Origin of the sequence: Mesorhizobium sp. M0140 (assembly GCF_040322475.1) — a bacterium.
Taxonomy (GTDB): Bacteria; Pseudomonadota; Alphaproteobacteria; order Rhizobiales; family Rhizobiaceae; genus Mesorhizobium.
On record NZ_JAMYTM010000031.1, the window covers coordinates 19,451 to 41,402 of the forward strand.

Below are 21,952 nucleotides of genomic sequence, written 5' to 3' on the forward strand. Positions count from 1 at the left end.
GCTTCGCGCTCCAATTGGATTGACCTATTTCACGATCAAGCACGCGGTCCCCTTCGGCCGCGTGTCTCGTACCGCTTCGAGCCGCTGCAGGTCCTGTTTATGATAGCCGTCGCGATGGGGCAGGAGATCGACCAATAATTGAACCAGCCCGCCATCGTTGGATCCTGCGTTGAGATGGTACGAGCGCCACGGAGGCTGTTCGTTGCAGCAAAGAAAGTCGGCTCTGGCGAGCAGCCGGACGTGTCGCGCAACCCGCTCTCGACACACGCCCAGAATCTCCGCTAGCTCGCAGACAGTTAGGTCCGCATGCGCACAAAGGCCCAGGATTCGAAGGCGGTCAGGATGCGCTGCCATGCGTAGGCGACTAACCAGTGTCATCATGGCTCAGGACCACGTCCTACCGAATTTCTCATTTCGCGTTCTCCACAGAAGTTGCAGATTTCGAAGGTTGTCCAACGACCGGACAAATCTCGGTGGCCGTGACGACCGTCGATATCCTGTGTCGAACAAACAAATGGGCGCTCTTCTTGCCTTTAGCCGAAATTGCAAGCAGTTCGGCGAGTCGAAGATAAGCGGGGCCACGGTTTGGAACCACTGACCTCAGACGTTGCAATAAGCCTACCATTCACAGCGAGCCGGAGTTGCTAAGAGTCTATGAATTTCCTTGAAGGATCTGTTGCAACGTTTGCCCAGCCTGGCCTGCTCCCGGTTTGCAGCGGTCATGGTCAGGCGATCCATCGCCTCTGCGAGCACGATCAGGAATTTGCCCTGCATCGCATCGCTGATCAGCTCCTGAAGGCCGGGACGCAACAGCGACGCGCCGCAGATCGCGCGGTGGGTATTGCTGTCGACGACTGTCCAGCCTTGCTTTTCAGCACGCAAGCAGCAGAGCTGCAACTGATCCTCGATCGAGGCGTCTCGGTGATTGTCAGTTGAGTAGCGAGCGCCAAGCGCGACCTTCATGAGGCGGCCCCTTACTCCGGGACGCGGTCTCGCGTTTGGCTATCCGTTTCGGCTTGAACGAAATCCCGTGCGGCCTGTCGCGCCAGCAGCCGGACCAGATTGACGAAGCGTCGATCGGGCTTCGGCGACGCAGGCACAGCCGATTCGTGGGCCGCGCCGGCGACCACACGAGCTTTTCGGCTGTTGCACGTTTCGGTCGCGCTATGATCGCGTTCCTGTCCTGACGCGAAATACTCCGTTTCGCGACAATGATGCCAAGTCACAGTGCTTCGACAAGATGGAAATTCTTGTGATCAATAACGCGCGTCGCGCAGGAGCCAGTGCTGGCCGATGACGGGGCACCTTGTGCTCCGAAGAAGCCATGGCTATATATCCGGATAGAGAACGGAGGCACGCGATGGGCAACACTGCACAGAAGAGAGCGATCGAGAATTATCGCTCTCGCCTGACTGAGCGCGGCATCGCGCGGTTCGAGATCCAGGCGTTCGACGCAGACCGCGATCTACTGCGAACTCTTGCCCGAAAATTAACGGAGAGCGGGCCGGATGCCCGACAGCTTCGTCGGACCATACAGCAAGCCGTGGCGGGTGAGCCACCGAAAGCGGGCAGCATTCTCGCCGCGTTGCGTCGCTCGCCTCTGGTTGGCTCCAGTCTCGACCTCAGCCGGCCGCGCGAAGAGGGGCGCAAGATCGACCTGTGACGCGCTACCTTCTTCATACCAATATCATCAGCAACGTCATAAAGCCGGAGCCTTCGGGCTCGTTGCTGGCCTGGATGGGCGCGCAGAAGGACGAAGACCTCTTCATTGCTTCGCTTACTGTCGCCGAAATTCGCCGAGGCATCCTAGAGAAGCCGAAGGGGAAAAAGCGCAGCAGCCTTGAAACTTGGTTCGAGGGCTCCGAAGGCCCGCCAGCGCTGTTCGCTGGCCGCGTGCTATCGTTCGACGAGAAAGCTGGCCTCGTGTGGGCGCGGCTGATGGCCAACGGCAAAGCCAGAGGCCGTTCGCGGAGCGCCCTAGACACAATCATTGCCGCTATAGCTGAAGCAAACGAGTGTGTCGTAGTGACCGACAATGAAAAGGACTTCGAGGACGTTCAGATAATCAACCCGCTCCGTAGCTCTGGAAGCCAAGCGGGTGATGATAGCTCCAACGGTCCGGCCGATTTAATTTGAGGATTTCAGCGGCACGGAGTCCGAACGTCTCGTGTTCGCCTACCTCTAGCGATGGCTGGATTGATCTTGCTTAGTTCGGCCAGGGACGTCTCTTCCAGTTCCGCTTTAATGCCATCCCGGTTCATCTAGTCAGCTCGATCTACCAACAGTTCGCACGCACGAGCGCCGCGGACAAGGCGCGATCGCAGGGACTGCGCGATACGCGTGTCGAGCTCGTCCATCTTACACTCGATCTTGTCTTCGAAGGCCTCTCGCCAAACGCCACTGTAGTCGATCCCGCGTGCGGCTCGGGGGCCTTCTCATCGAGGCTTTCTCGCGACTGGTCTGGCGCGCTACCAATAGCAAGTTCGCCCGCCGGGTACTCGTCGGTCTGTACTCTCTGGGCGTCCACATCAACTGCGGAGCTCTTGGCATCGCCGTGTTCTGCCTTTGGCTGGCAGCTCTCGAGCTCGACGAGCAGCCGATCAGCGACACCCGCGACCTCAAGTTCGACCCGGTTGACTCGATAACTCTATTGGCAGATTCAGTCGGGGAGGATCTGCCCACTCCGATCACAAGCCGATCTGTCGACCCCGTGGTCGGGAATTCTCCATGGACCTTCGTGAAGAAGGAATGCAGCGCCGAAAGCCGAAGCGCTTCCGATACATCGACGCCCCTTCCGAGACGGAGCCCCGATTAGGCATTCCTGCCACTCTATCTAGCCGACCCCCGTGGCCGCGTTGCCGATCGGTGCGCACTGGTCGCCCATCGCCCCGGCACGTGAAGATCGTCTCTGCTGACGCTCGTTGAGCAATTCAGGCCGCCTCCGGCTGGCGTTTGATCAGCGTCAGCGTCAACCAGCGCGCGGTCAGCGCCGGCTTTTTCGAGCCCTCGATCTCAATCGTCACGCCCAGCGCCGTCTGCACCCAGCCCGACGGCCTGACCTTGATGTCGGCCAGTACGAATCGGGTGCGGATGCGCGATCCGGTTTTCACCGGCGCCAGGAAGCGCAGCGATTCGAAGCCATAGTTGACACCCATCTTGCAGTTTTCGAGCGGCCGCATGGTCTCGAAAGTCATCGCCGACAAAAGCGAAAGCGACAGGAAGCCATGTGCGATGGTGCCGCCGAACGGCGTCTCGCGCTTGGCGCGCTCCGGATCGCAGTGGATGAACTGGTGGTCATCGGTGGACTCGGCGAACTGGTCGATCATCCGCTGCGAGACCACCCGCCACGGCGACACGCCGACTTCCTTGCCGACGCTGGCCAGAAGCTCGTCGAGACTGATCGGTTCCAAGCTAATGTCCTCCATTTCAAACGTCCGAAGCGCGAGCGGCTTCATTCCGTGAACAGTGTCAGCCCATGCTGCACCGACTGCCGGCCATCCATCGGCAGGATGGCCCCGGTGAGATGACTGCCGTCACAGCTGCACGAATAGAGCGTTCCGCCGGCAATCCCGCACCGATGCGGGCCGATCCGAACATGGCTGCAGACGAGCTGGCTTGTACCTCGGTCGCGGTGCGCGTCCTGCAGGCCACTGAAAACAGCTCGTCTTGCTACCGGTGATCATTCCGCCGGCGCCGCTATGCGGTATTGTCGCAGATTGATAAAATCAATTGTCTGGATAGGAACCATCCGTGTCTCGAATGGTGGAGGAGTAGTCCAGCAGACGGGATGGCTTGTGGTCCTTCTTGAAGCGCGCCGACCTCATTGGCCGCTAGCTGTGAGCCGGCAAGCAGCGCCAGTTCAATGACATTGGGTGTCGACACGGCAAGCGGCATCAGATGCTACTTCATGATGCGGGATGGCGCTTGCTTCAAGAAGCGCTCGCCTGACGTGGAAGCCAGCACCGGATCTGGACTGTCGATATGCGCCCGATATTCGCGCAGCACAGCGGCAACCGCAGCGACGATGATCTCAGCTGTTGCGAGCATGGCAACCTTGGTGCCGGCCACTCTGTTAGCCTGAAGCGCAGCGCGCATCTGATCCGCCACCAGACCGGGTTGCGTAACTTGGATTTCCAAGGCGTCTTCCTGGGTTTGCACCGTCAGCGCGCTGACAGCAAGGCAGGTGCGCACGTCAAGGCAAGCGATCGTCTCGATCTCGCGGGCAATTCCAGCCCCACCGCGGGAATCAGACCCTACAACAACGAGCACATGCGGTTCTCGCCCCAGCGCTATTGTTCTGTCTTTCGATCCATTCTCGCGTGCGCGCTTCTGGGGCGTCGTTCAGCGCAAGGTCGGTGACCACGGCTGCGCTTTCGGCGCCAGCCTCGAAAAACGCCTTCGAGCCGGTCAGGTTGAGGCCGCCGATGGAGACCAATGGGATCGGCGCGACCTGGTGCTTCCACTCGCTGATCCGCTCGAGCCCTTGCGACGCCCATTCATCTTCTTGAGGCTAGTTGGATAGACTGGGCCGAGCGCCACATACTCCGGCTCGGCCACTGGCGCAGTTCGGTGTGATCGTGGATCGAAAGGCCGAGCTTCAATCCGGCGTATTTCATCGTCAGCATCGGCGGCAGCCAAATCCTTTTGACCAAGATGGACGAGTCGCAGCCTTCCTCGATTGCCGTGCGCCAATAGTCGTTGACGCTCACTTGGCAACCATGGACCGCGCAGGCGTCGTTCGCGCAGCGGATTTCCGTCTGCAGTCCTTTCTCGTCCATATCCTTTATCCGGAGCTGCACCAGACTCACGCCGAGCGGCACCAGCCGGTCAATCCCGCCGGCACGTCCACGACTTCATGAGAAGACGGCCTTGCCGATCGTCGGTGGGTAGCGCGGTTCGAGCATTCCCGAGCTGAAAGCTTCACGACCGGCATCGACCGCTTTGCCGAACGCACGCGCCATGCCGACCGGATCGGCCGCCCTCGGGACCGCCGTGTTCAGGAGCACGGCGTCAAACCTGAGCTCCATGACGGTCGCCGCGTACGACGGCCGTCCGAGCCGTGGATCCACAATCAACGGAATGTAGGGGAAATGTCCGCGCATCAACTGGACCTCGGAGCTCAACGCTTCATCGCATTAGAACGAGCGTTCGAAACGCAGGATACCGCCGACACTGCTCTTCTTGTTGGCATTGGTCCAGTTCACTTCGGAAGCTTTCACCTTTCCGACGGCGGAGCCTCCGTAGCGGTCATAGTCGAGTTCAGCCGTAACTGTGAAATCTGGAAGAAGCGCGTAGGCGACGTTCGCAGCGACACCATAGTTCTTGAGCTGATCACCCGAGAGCTGAAGGTTCAACGAAGTTGTCTCGTTGAGCTCGTAAGCGGCGCCAGCCCAGAAAGCCCAGTTCCCGCCCCAAATCTTATAGAAGCCGCGACCATGAGCGTCGATCGCGTTCATGGGGTCGTCGTTGAGCTTGCCATTGGAACCGTAGCCGAACATTCCGAACAGCAACAGTTCGTTGGTGACATTGATGTCGACACGGACCTTGGCGGCCACCGATTCGTAGTTGCTATCATAACCAGCAACGCCGGTGATCGCTCCCCAGCCATGTGTGTATTTCAAGCCGCCGACTATGTGCGGAGCGTAGTTGTCGATTGTGCCGACCACGCCTGAGCCTTCTTCGAGCGAAACCACGGCCGAAAAGCCGTTCCCGGCGTCGAAGTAGTACTGGACCACATTGGTATCCAAAGCGCCGTACGGAACCGGCGTCTGGTTGAGTACGTCACCCGCGCCGCCAATAAACATGTCGAAGGCCGACCAGTCCTTACCAACTCGGAGGCCACCAAGCTGAATCCAGGCGAAAGTCAAGATGCTGTCTCCGTTGAAGGCATAGGACCGAGAACTGTCCGAAACCGAAGTGTGGCGGTTACCGAAATTCACGCGGGTTTCGGTGTAGGTCTTCAACGTGCCGAGTTCGGTCTCCTGGCCGGTCCAAGCTTTCAGTGTGAAGCGCGTGTTGTTTTGCCATGTACCCTGATCCTCACCAGTCCTCACATCTGAGGTTCTTGCGTGGTAAAACAATCCGACATCGCCCAAGCCCACGTAGTAGCTAAGATAGCCGCCGATGCGCAGGCAGGTCTCGGTGCCTGAAATATAGACGTAGCTGGAGCCGTAGACGTCGCAGATCTTGACGTACTCAGCCGGGTCAGGCTCGGCGACGGTGGTCACCGCGCGAGCGCGGAAACGGCAATCAGTGCCGCAGTTGAGCCGAGGAGGAGGCTCCCAATGGTCATTGTTGATCTCCGTCTAAATAGTAAAGGGAATCGAGACCGATAAATGATTTTTGCTATGCAAACGATTGATAGCGCATCAAGCTGAATTCTAGGAGTGTTGCTGCACCTGTCCTGATAATACCCAGAAGAATTAGAATGTGATTGAGATTTATTGTCACATATATTAAGTGATTATCACTCCCAGGCGGTCATACAACATTTTGTACGATCCACCCTTTTCACCTCCGCGGCGGGGCTCACAAAGGGTACTACAGCAAATGACGTGCCACCCTGACGACCCAGCTGCGGCTTGAAGCTCAAATGTGCGGGCGGACCTTGGTTCCCGCTTCCGTTCTTTTTGCCTTGCGGATCCACCCAAGCAGGAACGGCAAATCTTTCGGCTACGGCTCGTCTGTTCGCTTCGCGACAGTTTGGCTTAATGGCGACGGCATTGTTTGCTGTGAGCCCCGCCGTTGAGGCATCATGCGGCGGCCACCGCCCGGTACGACGCCGTCACTTTGGCGAGCTGATGGTCGATAACCACGCGCCGCAGCCTTGCACCACTGAATCAGTAGGCGCTAGCCTTGGCAGTGCGGCGGACCTGACGGTCGCGTCGAGCAGGTTCTCGTCCTGAAAGCGGCGCGCCACAGCTAATGCTTCTTGCCAGCAATTCACACAACGAGCTCATCGAGATGGCAGAGATCACTATGGGGCGGCGCTAGCTGGCGAGCAAAGTCTGGTCCCAACACCGTATTGTCTCGTCGGATGCGGCATCTGCGCTCAGAAGAATCTCCCACGCGCAGATGAAGGGAAGGTACGGTGGAACAAAACGGTGCGCGTGAGGGTTGCGGCGGGAACACCACGCTGACCGAGTGCGCTCAGACCATCGCTGTCCAGCCAAGACTGAACGGCGCCCATTGCTAAAAAATTTCGAGCCCAAAGCGGAACGGACTGACATAGCGCAAAGACGCAGGCGAGCGCAGCGGTAAGGTTGGATGTTATCAGCATGGGACGGTGACCGTTGCAGACCACGAAATTTCGAGAGGCCCGGCTGCCTTGGTACACTATCTATCCGGCTGTGTCGGAGTTCTCTGGGGCGGTCGGCGCCGAGGCTTATGAGGAATGGCTCAGGAACCTGCCGGCTGATGATCCGGTGTCACTCTATCTGCACGTTCCGTTCTGCCGATCAGCCTGCTGGTATTGCGGCTTCCCAACCACCATCACCCGCCGTGATGCGCCCATCCTCAACTATCTGGCGGCGCTGCGTGACGAGATCCGTCTGGTTTCGGTGCGAGTGCCGAAGACGTTGCCCGTGAGCGACATACATTTCGGCGGTGGAACGCCGTCTCTCATCGGACCAGCCGAGTTCCTCGCTCTGATGGAGTTCCTGCGATGCCGCTTCGCCATCTCGAAAACAGCTACGGTCGCCATCGAGATCGATCCACGCACGCTCACGCCCGAGATGGCGGAAGGCTTGGGAGCGGCCGGCGTGAACCGCGCGAGCCTGGGCGTACAGAGCTTCGATCCCATTGTTCAAAAAGCGATCAACCGGATCCAGAGCGAGGCCCAGACGTCGGCTGCCGTGGAAATGCTGCGCCGGCATGGAGTAAGCCGCATCAACTTCGACCTCATCTACGGCCTGCCGCGTCAAACGGTGGAGTCGTGCGTCGAAACAGTGAGGGCGGCGGTCGCCATGCGCCCCGACCGGCTTGCCTTGTTCGGCTACTCGCACATCCCATCCCAAATAAAGAATCAGCGCCTCATCGAGGCGGAATTTCTTCCCGACAGCGCTGCCCGCGCTGAACAGTGTGCGGCTGTCACCGTGACGCTGATTGCCGCCGGCTACCGACAGATCGGGCTCGACCATTTCGCCTTGCCGGACGACGAGCTCGCGCTGGCACAGGAAACAGGTCGCCTGCGACGTAACTCGTTGGGCTACTCGGCCGATACCTGCAGAACCCTGATCGGTTTCGGCGCGTCGGCTATCGGCCGCATCGGCCAAGGATACGTTCAAAACGAAGTTACACGGGATTCCTACATCCGGCACATCGCAGCTGGCCGACTGGCGACATCGAAGGGCCATCGCCTCACAGACGACGACCGCGTGCGAGCCGCAATTATCGAGCGATTAATGTGCGATTTCGAGGCTGACGTGCCGGCAATCTGTGTCGCCCACGGATTTGGTCCGATCCGTCTTCGCGATTCGGCTGAGCGCTTGGCCATGCTGGCCAAGGACGGGATAGTGGACTTCGAAAACGGCTTTGTCCGCGTACGGCGGGAGCATCGCTTTGGGATTCGCGCTGTCGCTGCCGCATTCGATGTTTTTAGGGATGGCGTTACGTATATCCCGCAGCAGCTTAATGCGATGCAAAGCACGACATAGTCCGGCATCAATGTCTCCGCTTGGAACCGCCGGCCTACTTGCCACGCCGGCCGGGCGCTGGTCTGGCAAGTGGGCTTTCCGTTTGCCAATGCGTTCGTTCCGGGCCCTCACGGGGCGGCGAGTCCCTGCCGTGAGCGCCTCACCCGCGAGGCTACATGGCGGCCGTGGAGATTACCTCAGCAGCGGCGCCCGATCGGAAACCTTAGCACCTCAGCGCTTTGGCGTGGCTGCTTGAACTCTTCGACGGCAACCGCCTCAATTAGCAGGTCCAAGGCTTCGCGGCCCCTTTGACTCATCGGGTCATCCCCACAAAGGTAGTCATACGCTCGATCTAAATGCACTCGGGCGGCGGAAAAATCGCTTGTCATATCATAGAACCCTCTCTACCCGCCCGCATTGCCGTCTACGAGGTGAAGGTAGTGCAATCGTCAATATATACAGACAAATTTGAATTGAATCGGAGATGATCATGGAGGCCGAGTTCCCTGACCTGATGCCGCCATCGAGCCCGCCGACGACCACTCGCTGGCGCTCGGTCGGTTCATAAATGCCGAGCACCCCGTCCCGAGACCACCTCTGACCTCCCTCCTTCGATGCTAGACGCGTGGAAGACATGGCTGCGCCGCCGCTGCGAGAAAGGCGTGTCCCACCAGCGCCGGGAGCTAATCGGCAAAGCCGCGTGTGGCGATTTTGCATAGCGGGCGCAGGCGAATCGCCACGCCCGTCCAGCATGTCCGATGCCGCGTAGGCCGCCAGGATCCCTGAGCGGAGTGCATGCACGATCCCGCGTGATGACAGTGGATCGGCACAGAACAGGCAGTCGCCCGCCGCGACCCAGCGGTCACCGGCGGCGGGATCGATCGTTGCGGTTCCCGCCGCCTTGATCATGCTGGCGGTCTCGATTGCGTTGGGCGGCACGAGCGGCGCGATGGACTGCGTTGCGGCTAAAGCGCCAATGTCCGGCTTTGCGCAGTTCGCTGCCCAGATCCGGATCGGTGAGGCACGCGCAAGTCGGCGCTGTACCACCAGCCTTCGGGACGCGCCTCGACGACCATGCTGCAATCGCCCGGTGCGCGGTCGAAAAAAGCGTGTGTAGGCGGCAAGATGTCCGTGCATGGTGAGCTTGGCGCCGAAACATCGCGCCAGCCTCCAACTGCGACCGGTCGCCCAAACCACGGCGGGCAACGATAGCTTCATCGGCCAGCTTGAGCAGCCAGCCTTGATCGTCGCGCACTGCCGAACCCACGGCCGAGCCAAACCGCGTGTCCACACCTGCCGGCTTGGCCGCCTGCACCATCAGCCGGTCGAATCGCGTCCGGTCGAGCTGCCAGCCGGCACCTTGAGCGGAAAACATGCCGTGCCGCTCGCTGGGAACTTCATTGGCCCACACCGAAACAAGCGCACGATTTTCAACGAAGCCGGCCTCGGCGAACGGCGTCCAGACACCAAGCTGACGCAGCAGCCCGTTCGCTACTGCCGGCAGCACCTCTCCCGGCTTTGGCCGATCATGCCTTCCTGCTTCCAGCAACAGCACGCTCCGCGCGGGTGCATCGTTGCCAACGCCAGTCCGGATGTGGTCGCCGCCGAACGTGATCGTCTCAGCGAGCTGGCGGGACAAAATGCCAACCTCAAGATAGCGTTGGCCCGGATCAGCGAGGCGGACTGAGGAAGACTTTAAATTCAAAAGGTGACACGCGGCAATAGTCGCGTGCCGCTGTAGCCCCAGGCTCCGCTTCACCGTGGGGACCGATCGGTCGCACTCTCAGCCTGGGGTTCTTCTCTGCCACCCATCATCGAATTTTGGTGGATTGTCCGTCTCCCGCACCGGTTTGAGCGCGATATACAAGAATTGCGTTTTCTGTGCCGGCCGGGCTTCAATGACGGGGATGGCGAAAAGCTGAGTGCTCGGGCTTGCGGGCCGAGCTTGTCGGTCGCTCGATGGAAAGTGTCACCTGAGGCGCTTCCTCTCCCGCGTGCAACTGGAAGACACGCTCGTCCAGTTCCTTGTCCACTTCCGTCAGACGATGATTGAGGCGAAGGTAGTCCGTCCAGGTCGGCGTGCGGAACGTTTCCGTCCAATGCATAGGCTTCTGCAAGTTCCGCTGGAGCGTCCAATTCCGAGCACCGACCCGGCTGTGTACATGACGCCGCTGCCGCATGAGGTCGAGGAAAGCCTCGAGATTTCTCTCGGCTATCAGATATTCGACCTTGACCACGATCGGGCCGCTTCTCGGCTTCAGATTGAGAGCGACAGCCGGGGCATCGAATTCCTCCAGAGGATCGGGCTCTGAGTCGCGGCGCTCGCGAAGAGGAAACAGAACGCCGGCTGCAGCGACGAACATCAGGGAGGCAGCGGAACCCTCCAGCGCCAGGGCCAGCGAATGGTTTTCGGCCACCGTGCCCCACACCCAGCTGCCGAGCGCGATGCCACCATCTATCAAAGCATAGTAGATCGAGATGGTGCGCCCCACGACCCAGCGCGGGCTTGCCAGCTGCACGCTCACACCGACCCCTGACCAGGCGGTGACCCAACCCGCGCCGCCCAAAGCGAGTGCAATTGCCGCCACCCCGATCGAAGTTGTCAGTGCCAGGGAAAGTGAGCACGCCGCGCAGGCGACGCAGGAGAGCCTCATCAGCCGCTCCTGCGACAAGCTCCGTCTGAACAGGCTGTTGGAGAGGCCAGCGAAGACGGCTCCGGTCCCGAAGCCGGCCATGAGCGCGCCATAGGCGAGCGGGCCTCCTCCCAGCTGATCGCGGACAACCACCGGCAGCAGCGCGAGTATGGCGATGCTCGCCAAGCCAAAGAGGGTTCCGCGCGCGATCGCGGCCTTGATTTCCGATGACATCGCCGTGAAGCGCAGCCCGTCATAGATCGCCGTCCTCATCGACTCGCGTGGAAGAGGGGAAGAACGAACCTTCCACTTGCAGCGCCAAATAGTGGCCAAGGGTACGAAATAGGTGAGCGTGGTCACCGCGAATGCCGCCATAAGGCCAAACGAGGCAACTACAATGCCGCCGAGCGCCGGGCCCACAGTCCGGACGGTATTGAATCCAACAGAAAGCAGGGTGACGGCAGCGGGAACATCTCGTCGATCCACAATATCGCCAACCGACGCTTGCCAGGCCGGATCGTTGAGAGCACCGCCGCTTGCGATCAAGAAGCTGAAGCCGAGGATCATCCACGGACTGACAAAGCCCAGCGCCACCGATGCGGTCAGCATCGCGGAGGCAGTCACCATAAGGCACCGACCGGCGAACATCACCCTGCGCCGGCTGAAATTGTCGGCGAGAGCTCCGGCAAAAACGGACAAGACGAAAGCGGGCAGGTTCGATGAAGCCTGAACCAACGCAACCATCAGATCGGAAGTCGAGATCGTTGCCATCAGCCAGCTGATGGCGACAGTCTGCATCAACCAGCCGAGGCTTGAAACCTGCGTGGCGAGCCAGATCGAACGAAAGGTGGGCTGCAGAAGTGGCCCAAAGGTCGTTGGTGCAGCCAAATCTTCGTTTAATCCAGCCACCCTACTCATTTTGCGAACCTTTTCTTTCCGTTATTGTCGCTTCCCATGTAATCTAGGCTGAACCGTGGCGGCTTAAGAATAGATGGCCCATTTGCCTACGACGAATGTGGCCACAGTTCCTCCTGACCAGTTGTCAGGCGGCCGGGACGCAGAAATGGGCCGGCTCACTCGCCTTCGACGACATGTTGGTGAGCCGGAATTCACATGTCATTTGAGGCATCATGCTCGTTCGACGCGCTGCCGAGCGATTTTTCGCGAAACGTTACCCTGTTCTTTCGTTGGAAACTCACTCATCAGCGGCGTTCGATGCTGAGTGTGGCTTCCGAAAAGTGAGGACGCTTGCAGATCTTTGACAGGATCAGTTCCCTGATAGATGCACACAATTGCAGGCCGCGATCGAAGAGGCGCGCGCCCTGCTCCTTCAGTTCGGACAAAAGTCTGATGCGCTCACACATGCGATCGACGAGTTTCTGCTCGACCTGATGACATTGGCTTTCATCGTCGAATGTTACGGACGCGGCTTTGAACTTTTGGCGCGAACGCTTGCCCGTAGAAGGCTGGCGAAGGTCAGACTGTTGTCGGGAGGGGTCGGCCGGGCAGAACGGGTTCCAAAGCCTGATGGCTGAACCGGCGATCGAGCCGCGTTCCAATTAACGACGTGGCGACCGCCAAACAAAGGGCCATCGGAAAACCGAGGTATGTAAAGTCAAAACCTTCAGAGGGGAACAGCTGATACGATGGAATGGGAGGAAACAATCGCGTGCATCAGCTGTAAGCTTAATGGCTAAAAGTTGTGCAATGCGCAAACACACTTTGTGCAATGCAGCTATGCAGTAACGGCAAAGCCTCAAGTTGCAAGATCGAGTTTGGAAATGTTTGCTGCTCGTACGGTGATGGGCGAGATCCTTAAGCGTATGTACGGCGGCATGATGGACGCTTGCAAGCATCCAGACAAGATTATCACGAAGCTAAAATAAGAGGTTCGATCCAATCGGCGATGCTCAATAGCCGCGCCATTCTGGTTCAGCCGGGCGTTACATCGCCTCGCCAAGTTGAGGATGTATTGGTCGCGAGCAGCCGCGCGCCAATTTGGAACCCACGACCATATGCAACGATTGGGCACTGTCCGAAGAAGGCCGAGAACGGTTGAAAGTGCGCTAGATGGAGATATTCTGAATTGGAACGGCGGCCTGGTTCATCGCCAAAGCGAGACATGGATGAAAAGCAGATCGCGGCCAATGCCTGATCCAACCATTGCAACGGAAGTCCCCTGGTCGGAAAGCCTAACCGCATATGATGACAAGCATTTCGAGCTCTATTTGAAGCTCATGGACGCTTGCGCCGACAGTGCCAGCGAAGAGGAGATGGCGCTGGATGTACTGGGTATCGATCCGGTCAAAGAGCCAATCCGCGCCCGTAAGGCCCTTCGCAGTCATCTCAAACGGGTGCTCTGGTTTATGCATGAGGGCCATAAGGAACTGCTTCCAAGCCGGCCGCCTCAATAACTGCGGCGCCGAACAAGGTTGCCCGAGAGATCAGGTGGCGCCCTCGGGGGATGCGAGGACACTTGAAAGCCGCAATCGGGTTATCATCTCCGTACTGCGTGTGTTCGGCTCCGCACGGCAAGTGCCCTTGAGTCGAGGAGGAATGCACATGAAGAAGAAAGTTCATCTGGAAGCCTGCTGACCGATCCCTTGGGGCCCATAATCGGGTCCCAAGTTGTTCCCGACGAGCGTTGCGAGGGGCGGATGCAGGACCAGCCGGAAATCGAGCCCGGGCGTGAAACGAAGTCAACAGGTGCGAGGTTCGGCCTGCTGGGTGTGGCTGTGTTGGCCGTAGGCGCCTTCATCTGGACCGGCTTCGGCGAAGGCATCCAGCAGGGCACGTCCAACGTCGTTCGGACTGTCATCGACAAGAGCATGCAGCGCCTTGGGCTCGGGCAAGCCCCCAACGCTCTTACAGAGGGCGAGTGGTATCTCTCGGTGTACTACGGTCCCGACTTTACGGATGTCACCCACCCCTTCAAGGTGACATTCACGTCGGCCCCGGATTTGTCTGGCACCTACGAGAACGTTGCAGGGAGCGGCTCGGTAAGCGGCTTTGAACGACCCTGTCAACTCGTAATGACCTACTCCGGAGCAGATGGGATGCACCATGGAGTTGCCATTCTCCAAGACATTCAGACCCACCTTTCTTCCAACAACGTCGAGCATGATTACGTGGGAGCCGTTTTGGTCCACGCTTGCTATAAGGCGGACACCCAGCAGTGCGATGCCGCCAAATCGCAATATAAATTCTGCAGGGCGATTTTGTCGAAAAACAGGGAACCCGACAAGGCTCCTTCCTTCAAGGGTACCTCGACGAACCATGTTCGGCTTTTCAGAACGATCTTAAGCTGAAGCTTAGCCCGACGGCACAGCTTTAGGCACGAAGGCGCTCACCAGGGTCGCAGCTCAAAGAGAACGGCGCCCTTCGCCGGGGGCCGTCCGTTCCGCATCCCGCCTGACGGCGGCGCGTTGCTGATGCTCCTACGACCGCCCTGTTGAGCCGGTCTCAGGGCCACGGTCTTTCTCCTGCACCGATCTGACTTGGTCCCGCTGGCGGGCATTTCGGTGCTTCCGTTTTGTACGCTCTTCTTTCTTGGGCCGCTTCGCGGCACGGCTGCGCCGACATGGATGTGCCTAGCGGCACCTTTCCTATGTAGCGGGAAGAGAGGCGCGCGGCCCTCTCTCCCCACCCACTCAAACCGGCCTTTGCTTTGCTCCAGCACTGCGGGGCCAGATCCGGCGGCCCCCGCCGCGCTGACATGCCTCGCTCCTGCGGCCTCACACTCGCCAGGAGGCACAAGTGCGGTCTTATGTAGCAAAAGCACCAATCGCGTCGAGCCGCCTCCGAAGGAGAGGACGGTGAGCTAGGCGGCGCGCCGTGTGGGCGCGAGCGGCGTGGGCCGCCTCACTACTCTACTATCCTCTCCCCTCCGAAGCTCAGCAAGTCATGCTGATGGGGGAGAGCTTTGGGGTTTCGGCTAGCGTTTATTCCCAGCAGATTAGCATCGATTCCGACGCCCCCCGCGTGTTGATAAGTGACACAAACGAACAGCGCGTATTCGTTGCCTGGAGCCTCGAAAAAGCCCGCGCACATGCAGTCTGTGTCAGGTCTAGCGTCGTTGTTTGGGAAAACAACCGTGCCACCTCTGTTGAGAGCATTGCGGCGCGCCTCGTCAACAAAGGCACGGAAGGCATCTTCCAAGGGATGGGCAATCCCCCCACGAACCAACTTTTGGTTGATGCGAACCCTTTGAGCGGGGAGCTTCCCTCGATTGAGAATGCCGTACTTCCAGTTGCACATTCCAGTGTTGCCAGAGGCGCTGAATTGACACGGAATTTCCCGTTCGAGTGTTACCCATGGTCGCTGTTCTGCTTGGATGATCCTGTTGTTCTCGATTGCGGCTTCCGCTGCATCAACGGCGGCACTAGTCCCGAGCCGGGTCGCCTCCAGCGTATTGCGGACAAAGATAACGCCGACGATAGTTACGATAAGCGTAAGCACCCCCAAAACGCCACTTACCACCAAGAGAGCGAGCGCCCATCGGGCCATCTCCTTTTGAGCGCCTACGTCTTCCTCGGAGCGGCTGGGCTCGCGGGCGGTCTCTATCTGCTCTTTTAGGCAGTTGAAGATTTCTTTGTCTTCAAGACCCGCGCATCGCTGCTCAAATTGTCGGCGGGTTTCATCATATGCGCGACTGGTCTGATAGTCCTTGGTAGCGCGATCATAGGCGCGGGCTGACATGAAACCCAGCGCCGTGACGAAAAGCAAAAACGAACAGATTACAATCGTAACCCAGAGCGAAACGGTTCCATCCCAAACACGCTTCAGCATCGCAATCCCCCCAGAATGCACAGGCATTCATCTTGCGGGAGAAGTGAAGACTCCACAACCGGTCGGCGCGGTGATCGCGCGGTCGGCGCTTGCCGTTATTCTAGTCGGCGTCGTTGCCTATCTGATGGTAGCGGGCCTTTTCGGCATCGATGATGCTTCTTGTCTCACTCGGCGTGAAGTCAGGCCCATCCTCATCGAACGTTCGATTTCGGCTAGCAACTGCGTATCGATGGCAAAAGCGGGTGAATCGTCGCTCGTTATGCCCGTCGCTGTAGCGCACCACGCCCCAAACGTAGATGTATCCGCCCTTAAGCACGATCGTATCGATGTCTTCTCGATCCCGCTCTTCACAACCTTGGACGAGACTCGCCCTAGGATGAATGACTCGGTCCACCCGGCTGGGCGCGGTGTCGTCGCCTATTGGAAGCTCCGCCAGATCATCTATCCGCTTGTCGGACAAGCCCATGCGAACGTGAACGGACACGTTGCGGGCGGGCAGCTGTCCGACGTTGCTAACTTCGACATGCCCCATGACATCCCGGTTGCCGATAAGCTGGTTGATGCCTCTTGGAGAGACGGCGATGTAGGCGCGCAACTCCATCTTTGGCTCTCGTCGCCGCGTCCTCGATCTGCCTCTCAGCAGCATCCGCACTTCGCTTCGCTTCCCTCCACGCGCGTCTCAGCCAAACGAGCGCGAGGAGGCTGATACCCGTTGCGGCGATACCGAGTGCCGCCATAAGCCACTGCGCAAGGGAGTCCTCCGCGTACACGAACCCATAAAATTCGCGAACCCAAAAGTGGGGGTCTTGGTCATTTTTATAGTCTTCGGCGCGGGCTGCGGCTTCCCAGTTTTGATAGTATTCCTTAGCAATCTGTGGTTCGCGAAAAGCCGGCACAGCCCAAACGAGAAAAAGCAGCGCAAGGCCGATGCCCGCGACTAATCCAATTGCAAAGAATGCACCCCGATAGCCTCTAAGCATTGCAGCAAGAACGCAGCACTAAAGCCCCCCCGGCTTATTTTGTTGTTCAAGTTACGCTCCGTTTCGTGAATGTCCATAGACGCCAGCTTTTCCGCGAGTTGGGCGTAGGTGACACCCTTCCGCTTCAACTCAGCCTTCAGAAGGTTCTTTGCGCGGCCTTCATACTCGACGGTTTGCGGGTCATTTTTCGCGGCCATTCGGTCTAGCTCCAAAATATCATCACATTCGATGATATAGGCCCTTGTATTTAGTGGTACAAGTCCGCATATACGGTGAACGATATCACCGGATATGAGGACAATGGCCCAACACTTCCTCCTTTCCGCCGAAAGCCGCACCCTCTCCCTCAAAGAGATTTACAAGGGTGGCGAGGAAAAGGCTTACGACACGTTCAAGCGCCTTCGCTGGGCTTCGACGCAAGGCGAGCCTGTTTGCGCGAAATGCGGATGCCTGGATCACTACGACATTCCGACCCGTCGCAAGTTCAAGTGCGCCGCTTGCGGTGCGCAGTTCTCGGTTACGAGCGGCACGATCTTCGCCTCGCGCAAGCTGTCGTTTGTCGATCTGCTCGCTGCGATCTGCCTGTTCGTCAACGGCGCGAAGGGCATGTCGGCGGTCCAGTTCTCTCGCGATCTGGACGTTCGTTCGTGCTGGCTCACAAGCTGCGCGAAGCCCTGTCGGCTGAAACCAAGGACGAAACCCTCAAAGGCGAGGTCGAGATTGACGGTGCTTACTTTGGTGGCGTGGTGCGCCCTGAGAACCGCGTAGAGGACCGCAAGGACCGTCGCATGAAGGAACACCAGTCAGACCGCCGCCGCGTTGTAATCGCCCTGCGCGAGCGCCCTGGCCGCACCTTGACGTTCATCCGTCATCGCGAGTCCGAAGGCGTGGAAATTGCCCGCGCTCGCATGCTGGCCGGTTCCAAGCTGTTCGCGGACGAAGCCAATCATTGGGACGCGCTGGAGGCTGATTATGCTTCGACCCGTATCAATCACTCGGAAAGCTACAGCGACGGCCACGGCAAGCACACCAACATGGTGGAAAGCTATTTCAGCCGCCTTGGCCGCATGGTCGCCGGTCAGCACCACCACGTTTCGCACCGCTACCTCTACCAGTACGCCAATCATGCCGCATGGCTTGAAGATCACCGTCGCCGGTCAAATGGCGGAAATGCCTTCGCCCTCCTTGGCGGCGCGCTCAATCATTCGGTGTCGCGGGTCTGGGCTGGCTACTGGCAGCGAGGCAATGCTTGACCGACTATGCCAAAACTGGCATATAGACGGCTCTAGTGTTTTGTTTGAGTGACGACCAGAGAGAGAGACAGGGAGAATAACCATGGAAAAACATATGGCAGCGATCAAACAGGAGCGCATCGAACGTGAAGGAAGCAATTTTCTTGGGTTCTACCCTCGTTGAACTTCGTGGTTTCCCCAAAGAGGTCAGAGACGAAATAGGGTTTGCGATAGAAACTGCGCAGATTGGAGGCAAGGCAATCAACGTCGTGCCTCTCGTAGGATTCAAGGGCGCAGGCGTCTTGGAGGTCATCTCAGATTTCGACACCAATACGTACCGCGCTGTCTACACGGTCCGATTCCATGAAAGCGTCTATGTGCTTCATGCGTTTCAGAAAAAATCAGTGAGAGGCATCGCGACGCCACGCCGTGAGATGGACCTCGTAAGGTCGCGCCTCAAAGAGGCACAGAAGCACTATGAAGAAGAACGAAAGCAAAGAATTGCGGAGCAAAAAAATGTCAGGACGAAAGGGTGAGCCCGTCACCTTCACCAGAAGTTCTGGAAACATTTACGCTGATCTGGGCATTCAGCACGATGTAAAAGACGAGCTAAAGATCGCTATTGCTCGTGAGATTTGCGCACTCATCGAAGAGAAGGGTTTGACGCAAAAGGAAGTTGCAGCGATCCTTGGCACTGATCAGGCGAAAGTATCCAACATCACAAGAGGTCGGCTTTCGGTGTTCAGCGTAGACCGGCTAGTGAATTACCTTACTGCGCTTGGCCAAAACATCGACATCCATTTCAGCAAAAGCCAGCAAGAGCAAGGCCGTGTCATCGTGCATACGCCAATGGCGGCGGTGGGTTAGTCCCCCACCGTTTTGCCATTTCTAGGCGCTTGGCCTTCCGTCGCCGCCAGCCCTTTGCCGTCTTGATATTGTTCATGAGCGGCTTCACGAGTGCGGCATCCCACCCCTTCGCCCCTACGATGCGTGTTGCGGTCTCACGGTTCGACGCGCTGCCGTCCGCTTCGTGCTTCAAGATGAGCCGGTAAAGCTCGCCCTTGCGGAACCGGCTTGGCGTGCGCCGTAGCGGCACGATAAGCGCCGGGTCGCCCTTGTAGCCAAGGATCGCCAGCACCGCGTCTATGTGCGGTAGCTGGTGAGCCAGGCTCGCCCCGTTGTACCGGATCGCGCCTGATATCTCCGAGCGCTTCGCCACCAGCGTATTGATGGCGTGTTCGTATCGGGTGGAACGGACGATGGGCGCTACTCTCGGCATCCCCGGATTTTATGGGAACCCACTCAAAAGCGCGTGCGGGAAGTTGGTGCTTTTGCTACATAAGGCCGCACAAGTGCATCCCCATGCCTGACTGGCAGTGCGCTTCGCCGCAGGAAGAGTCCCGTTACTTTCCCGGCCTGGCAGGCCAGCTTGTCTCGGCGCCGCTGAATTCCGATCTGCAAAGCGGCCTCATCCCGTCACGCCCTGTGAAAAAAGGGCAGGAGGGCTACGGCTTCCCTTTCAGCGTCAGCCGCTGAACGCTTGAGCCGGCTCTACGGCTATTCGGCTGGGGTTTTCCGAAGCTTTTCTAACACAAAGAGCTTGCCCTGGCGCACGGCGTACTCGATTGATTGCGCCTTCGCCAGATGTGCCGCAATCGCGCTGGCCAGCATGCAGCCCGTCCCGCGCATCGATCCGGCAAGACGCGGCGTGTCAAAGCGGACTGGTTCGTGATCGGGGCGCAACAGAATATCGGTTGATTGCGGTCCCGATGCATGGCCGCCCTTGATCAGCAGAGCCCGCGCGCCGGCTGCCAGCAATTCTTGGCCTTGCCACACTACGCCGTCCTCATCCACTGCCCGCTCCGAGCCAACAAGGAGTGCCAGCTCGAAGAGATTGGGGGTGACCAGACGGCAAAATGGCATCAGATCGCATTTCAGGGCGGCGATGGCGCCGGCTTCCAGGAGCGCCCGGCCTGACGTCGACGCCAGCACCGGGTCGAGCACTGCCGGCACCTGCGGATTTTCGCGCAGCACTCCGGCAACCGCAATGACGATCTCCACCGTGGCGAGCATGCCGATCTTGATGGCCGCCACTTTGTTGGCCTGCAACCCCGCACGCATCTGACCGGCCACCAGACCGGGTTGCATAGAGTGGATTTCCATGACCGCATGGTGCGTCTGCACCGTTAGCGCGGTGACAGCAAGGCAGGTGCGCACGCCAATGGAAGAGATCATCTCGATATCGCGTGCAATTCCAGCCCCACCGCTGGAGTCTGATCCGCCGACCACGAGCACATGCGGTTCTCGCCTCAGCGCCATGGCTTTGTCTTTTCGATCCATTCTCGCGTGCGCGCTTCGGGATCGGCATTAAACGTGATGTCGGTGACCACCGCCGCGGTGTCCGCACCGGCCTCGAAGACACCGTCGAGCCGGTCGGGGTTGAGGCCGCCGATGGCGACCAATGGGATCGGCGCCACCCTATGCTTCCACTCGCTGATCCGCTCGAGCCCTTGCGGCGCCCATCTCATCTGCTTCAGGATGGTGGGATAGATGGGGCCGAGCGCGATATAGTCGGGCTCGGCAGCGATGGCCGTTTCCAGTTCGAGATGATCGTGCGTGGAAAGCCCGAGCTTCAATCCGGCGTACTTAATCGCCAGCAGGTCGGCCGCAGCCAAATCCTCCTGGCCGAGATGGACGAAGTCGCAGCCTTCCTCGATTGCCGTGCGCCAATAGTCGTTGACGATCAGTTGGCAACCATGGACCGCGCAGACGCCGTTCGCGCGGCGGATTTCCGTCCGCAGCGTGGCCTCGTCCCTATCCTTGATGCGCAACTGAACCATCTTAACGCCAAGCGGCACCAGCCGTTCGATCCAGGCGGCGCTGTCGAGGATCAGGTAGAAGGGATCGAGCTTCATGAAAATACTGCCCTGCCGATGGTCGGTGTCGATGGTATGGCGACGTCGCGCGGTTCGAGCATTCCGGAGCTGAAAGCTTCACGACCGGCCTCGACCGCCTTGCCGAACGCGCGCGCCATGCCGACCGGATCGGCCGCCCTGGCGACCGCCGTGTTCAGGAGCACGGCGTCAAAGCCGAGTTCCATGACAGTCGCCGCGTGCGACGGCCGTCCGAGCCCCGCATCCACAATCAGCGGAACGCCCCGGAAATGCCCGCGCATTGAGCGCAGGGCCGGAATGTTGACCGGCCCGAGGGCGGAACCGATCGGTGCACACCAGGGCATCAAGACCTTGCAGCCCGCCGCAAGGAGTCGCTCGGCGACGACGAGGTCGTAGGTGGTATAGGGGAATACATCAAAGCCGTCCTCGCACAGGATGCGGGCGGCTTCGACCAGGCCGAAAACATCCGGCTGCAGCGTGTCATGGTTGCCGATCACTTCGAGCTTGATCCAGTTGGTACCGAAAACTTCGCGCGCCATCTTCGCAGTCGTGACAGCTTCCTTGACGGAGTGGCAGCCAGCAGTGTTGGGCAGGATTCTGACGCCGAGCGATCGGATCAACGACCAGAATTTTTCGCCGGCCCTGCCGCCTGCCATCTCACGGCGCAACGAGACGGTCACCACCGCCGTGCCCGATGCCCTGACCGCATCGGCAAGGATGGCCGGCGAAGGATACTGAGCCGTGCCGAGAAGCAGTCGGGAGGGAAGCGTCGTTCCAAGAAGGTCGAACATG

The 21,952-nt window shown here is 59.2% G+C and carries 24 protein-coding genes and 3 pseudogenes; 8 read left to right on the forward strand and 19 right to left on the reverse strand.

Annotated elements, in window-relative coordinates; all coding sequences use genetic code 11:
* Nucleotides 1-24 precede the first annotated feature (24 nt).
* Nucleotides 25-381: an ArsR/SmtB family transcription factor gene (locus tag NKJ37_RS25490; protein ID WP_084026290.1), complete on the reverse strand. Its 357-nt coding sequence runs from the start codon at nt 379-381 to the stop codon at nt 25-27.
* A gap of 237 nt (nt 382-618) precedes the next feature.
* A complete protein-coding gene (locus tag NKJ37_RS25495) occupies nt 619-963 on the reverse strand; it encodes a recombinase family protein (protein WP_023737101.1) in 345 nt (114 codons plus the stop codon).
* A gap of 397 nt (nt 964-1,360) precedes the next feature.
* On the opposite strand from NKJ37_RS25495, the gene NKJ37_RS25500 reads away from it, so the two are divergent.
* Together NKJ37_RS25500 and NKJ37_RS25505 are read left to right on the forward strand one after the other, a co-directional pair.
* Nucleotides 1,361-1,663, forward strand: coding sequence for a hypothetical protein (locus tag NKJ37_RS25500; RefSeq protein ID WP_352775500.1), 303 nt, complete (start codon nt 1,361-1,363; stop codon nt 1,661-1,663).
* Nucleotides 1,660-2,136, forward strand: a complete 477-nt coding sequence (locus NKJ37_RS25505; RefSeq protein ID WP_352555193.1) for a type II toxin-antitoxin system VapC family toxin — start codon at nt 1,660-1,662, stop codon at nt 2,134-2,136. The genes NKJ37_RS25500 and NKJ37_RS25505 overlap by 4 nt, the downstream gene beginning before the upstream one ends.
* A gap of 794 nt (nt 2,137-2,930) precedes the next feature.
* On the opposite strand, the gene NKJ37_RS25510 is transcribed toward NKJ37_RS25505, so the two are convergent.
* The 6 genes and pseudogenes from NKJ37_RS25510 to NKJ37_RS25535 form a co-directional block, all read right to left on the reverse strand.
* Nucleotides 2,931-3,425 carry a MaoC family dehydratase gene (locus tag NKJ37_RS25510; RefSeq protein WP_031246656.1) on the reverse strand — a complete coding sequence of 165 codons (495 nt, stop codon included), beginning with the start codon at nt 3,423-3,425 and terminating at the stop codon, nt 2,931-2,933.
* A gap of 475 nt (nt 3,426-3,900) precedes the next feature.
* A complete protein-coding gene (locus NKJ37_RS25515; RefSeq protein WP_352775502.1) occupies nt 3,901-4,269 on the reverse strand; it encodes a bifunctional hydroxymethylpyrimidine kinase/phosphomethylpyrimidine kinase in 369 nt (122 codons plus the stop codon).
* A complete protein-coding gene (locus tag NKJ37_RS25520; protein ID WP_502902016.1) occupies nt 4,247-4,471 on the reverse strand; it encodes a hypothetical protein in 225 nt (74 codons plus the stop codon). The genes NKJ37_RS25515 and NKJ37_RS25520 overlap by 23 nt, the downstream gene beginning before the upstream one ends.
* A gap of 25 nt (nt 4,472-4,496) precedes the next feature.
* On the reverse strand, nt 4,497-4,778 hold the full coding sequence (locus NKJ37_RS25525; RefSeq protein ID WP_352555197.1) for a beta/alpha barrel domain-containing protein: 282 nt from the start codon (nt 4,776-4,778) through the stop codon (nt 4,497-4,499).
* 75 nt (nt 4,779-4,853) lie between these two features.
* Nucleotides 4,854-5,117: pseudogene (locus NKJ37_RS25530) on the reverse strand (thiazole synthase); the annotation flags it as partial.
* 18 nt (nt 5,118-5,135) lie between these two features.
* Nucleotides 5,136-6,292: pseudogene (locus tag NKJ37_RS25535) on the reverse strand (porin).
* A gap of 1,000 nt (nt 6,293-7,292) precedes the next feature.
* Between NKJ37_RS25535 and hemN the strand changes: the two are divergent.
* Complete coding sequence (gene hemN, locus NKJ37_RS25540) at nt 7,293-8,654, forward strand: oxygen-independent coproporphyrinogen III oxidase (RefSeq protein ID WP_352775504.1); 1,362 nt, start codon at nt 7,293-7,295, stop codon at nt 8,652-8,654.
* Between the two features lie 176 nt (nt 8,655-8,830).
* Here the strand turns inward: hemN and NKJ37_RS25545 are convergent, their stop codons facing one another.
* The 4 genes from NKJ37_RS25545 to NKJ37_RS25560 all read right to left on the reverse strand — a co-directional run bounded on the left by NKJ37_RS25545 (nt 8,831) and on the right by NKJ37_RS25560 (nt 12,825).
* Nucleotides 8,831-9,022 (reverse strand): hypothetical protein, encoded by a 192-nt coding sequence (locus tag NKJ37_RS25545; protein WP_023727257.1) that lies wholly within the window; start codon nt 9,020-9,022, stop codon nt 8,831-8,833.
* Nucleotides 9,023-9,495: 473 nt separating this feature from the next.
* Nucleotides 9,496-10,182, reverse strand: a complete 687-nt coding sequence (locus NKJ37_RS25550) for an NAD(P)/FAD-dependent oxidoreductase (protein ID WP_352775506.1) — start codon at nt 10,180-10,182, stop codon at nt 9,496-9,498.
* Nucleotides 10,183-10,528: 346 nt separating this feature from the next.
* Complete coding sequence (locus NKJ37_RS25555; protein ID WP_352775508.1) at nt 10,529-12,184, reverse strand: MFS transporter; 1,656 nt, start codon at nt 12,182-12,184, stop codon at nt 10,529-10,531.
* A 284-nt stretch (nt 12,185-12,468) separates the two neighbouring features.
* A complete protein-coding gene (locus NKJ37_RS25560; protein WP_352775511.1) occupies nt 12,469-12,825 on the reverse strand; it encodes a hypothetical protein in 357 nt (118 codons plus the stop codon).
* Nucleotides 12,826-13,413: 588 nt separating this feature from the next.
* Between NKJ37_RS25560 and NKJ37_RS25565 the strand changes: the two genes are divergently transcribed.
* Together NKJ37_RS25565 and NKJ37_RS25570 are read left to right on the forward strand one after the other, a co-directional pair.
* Nucleotides 13,414-13,680 (forward strand): hypothetical protein, encoded by a 267-nt coding sequence (locus NKJ37_RS25565; RefSeq protein WP_156933280.1) that lies wholly within the window; start codon nt 13,414-13,416, stop codon nt 13,678-13,680.
* A 243-nt stretch (nt 13,681-13,923) separates the two neighbouring features.
* Nucleotides 13,924-14,574 (forward strand): hypothetical protein, encoded by a 651-nt coding sequence (locus NKJ37_RS25570; RefSeq protein WP_352775514.1) that lies wholly within the window; start codon nt 13,924-13,926, stop codon nt 14,572-14,574.
* A gap of 556 nt (nt 14,575-15,130) precedes the next feature.
* Here the strand turns inward: NKJ37_RS25570 and NKJ37_RS25575 are convergent.
* The 3 genes from NKJ37_RS25575 to NKJ37_RS25585 form a co-directional block, all read right to left on the reverse strand.
* Nucleotides 15,131-16,054, reverse strand: coding sequence for a hypothetical protein (locus NKJ37_RS25575; RefSeq protein ID WP_352775516.1), 924 nt, complete (start codon nt 16,052-16,054; stop codon nt 15,131-15,133).
* A gap of 100 nt (nt 16,055-16,154) precedes the next feature.
* Complete coding sequence (locus NKJ37_RS25580; protein WP_352775519.1) at nt 16,155-16,655, reverse strand: hypothetical protein; 501 nt, start codon at nt 16,653-16,655, stop codon at nt 16,155-16,157.
* 336 nt (nt 16,656-16,991) lie between these two features.
* Nucleotides 16,992-17,231, reverse strand: a complete 240-nt coding sequence (locus tag NKJ37_RS25585; RefSeq protein WP_352678422.1) for a DUF6471 domain-containing protein — start codon at nt 17,229-17,231, stop codon at nt 16,992-16,994.
* 103 nt (nt 17,232-17,334) lie between these two features.
* On the opposite strand from NKJ37_RS25585, the pseudogene NKJ37_RS25590 reads away from it, so the two are divergent.
* The 3 genes and pseudogenes from NKJ37_RS25590 to NKJ37_RS25600 all read left to right on the forward strand — a co-directional run bounded on the left by NKJ37_RS25590 (nt 17,335) and on the right by NKJ37_RS25600 (nt 19,133).
* A pseudogene (locus NKJ37_RS25590) lies at nt 17,335-18,287 on the forward strand (IS1595 family transposase).
* Between the two features lie 125 nt (nt 18,288-18,412).
* A complete protein-coding gene (locus NKJ37_RS25595) occupies nt 18,413-18,802 on the forward strand; it encodes a type II toxin-antitoxin system RelE/ParE family toxin (RefSeq protein WP_352775522.1) in 390 nt (129 codons plus the stop codon).
* Entirely contained in the window at nt 18,783-19,133 is a 351-nt protein-coding gene (locus NKJ37_RS25600; RefSeq protein ID WP_352689339.1) for a helix-turn-helix domain-containing protein, read from the forward strand. The genes NKJ37_RS25595 and NKJ37_RS25600 overlap by 20 nt, the downstream gene beginning before the upstream one ends.
* Here NKJ37_RS25600 and NKJ37_RS25605 read toward each other — a convergent pair.
* From NKJ37_RS25605 to NKJ37_RS25620, 4 genes are all read right to left on the reverse strand, one after another.
* Nucleotides 19,099-19,545, reverse strand: a complete 447-nt coding sequence (locus tag NKJ37_RS25605) for a hypothetical protein (RefSeq protein ID WP_352775524.1) — start codon at nt 19,543-19,545, stop codon at nt 19,099-19,101. The two genes, NKJ37_RS25600 and NKJ37_RS25605, sit on opposite strands and share 35 nt — an antisense overlap.
* A 278-nt stretch (nt 19,546-19,823) precedes the next feature.
* On the reverse strand, nt 19,824-20,585 hold the full coding sequence (locus NKJ37_RS25610; protein ID WP_352775540.1) for a hydroxymethylpyrimidine/phosphomethylpyrimidine kinase: 762 nt from the start codon (nt 20,583-20,585) through the stop codon (nt 19,824-19,826).
* Nucleotides 20,576-21,181 (reverse strand): thiamine phosphate synthase, encoded by a 606-nt coding sequence (locus NKJ37_RS25615; RefSeq protein ID WP_352678411.1) that lies wholly within the window; start codon nt 21,179-21,181, stop codon nt 20,576-20,578. Before NKJ37_RS25615 ends, NKJ37_RS25610 begins: the two co-directional genes overlap by 10 nt.
* Complete coding sequence (locus NKJ37_RS25620; RefSeq protein ID WP_352775526.1) at nt 21,178-21,951, reverse strand: thiazole synthase; 774 nt, start codon at nt 21,949-21,951, stop codon at nt 21,178-21,180. The genes NKJ37_RS25615 and NKJ37_RS25620 overlap by 4 nt, the downstream gene beginning before the upstream one ends.
* Nucleotide 21,952 lies beyond the last annotated feature (1 nt).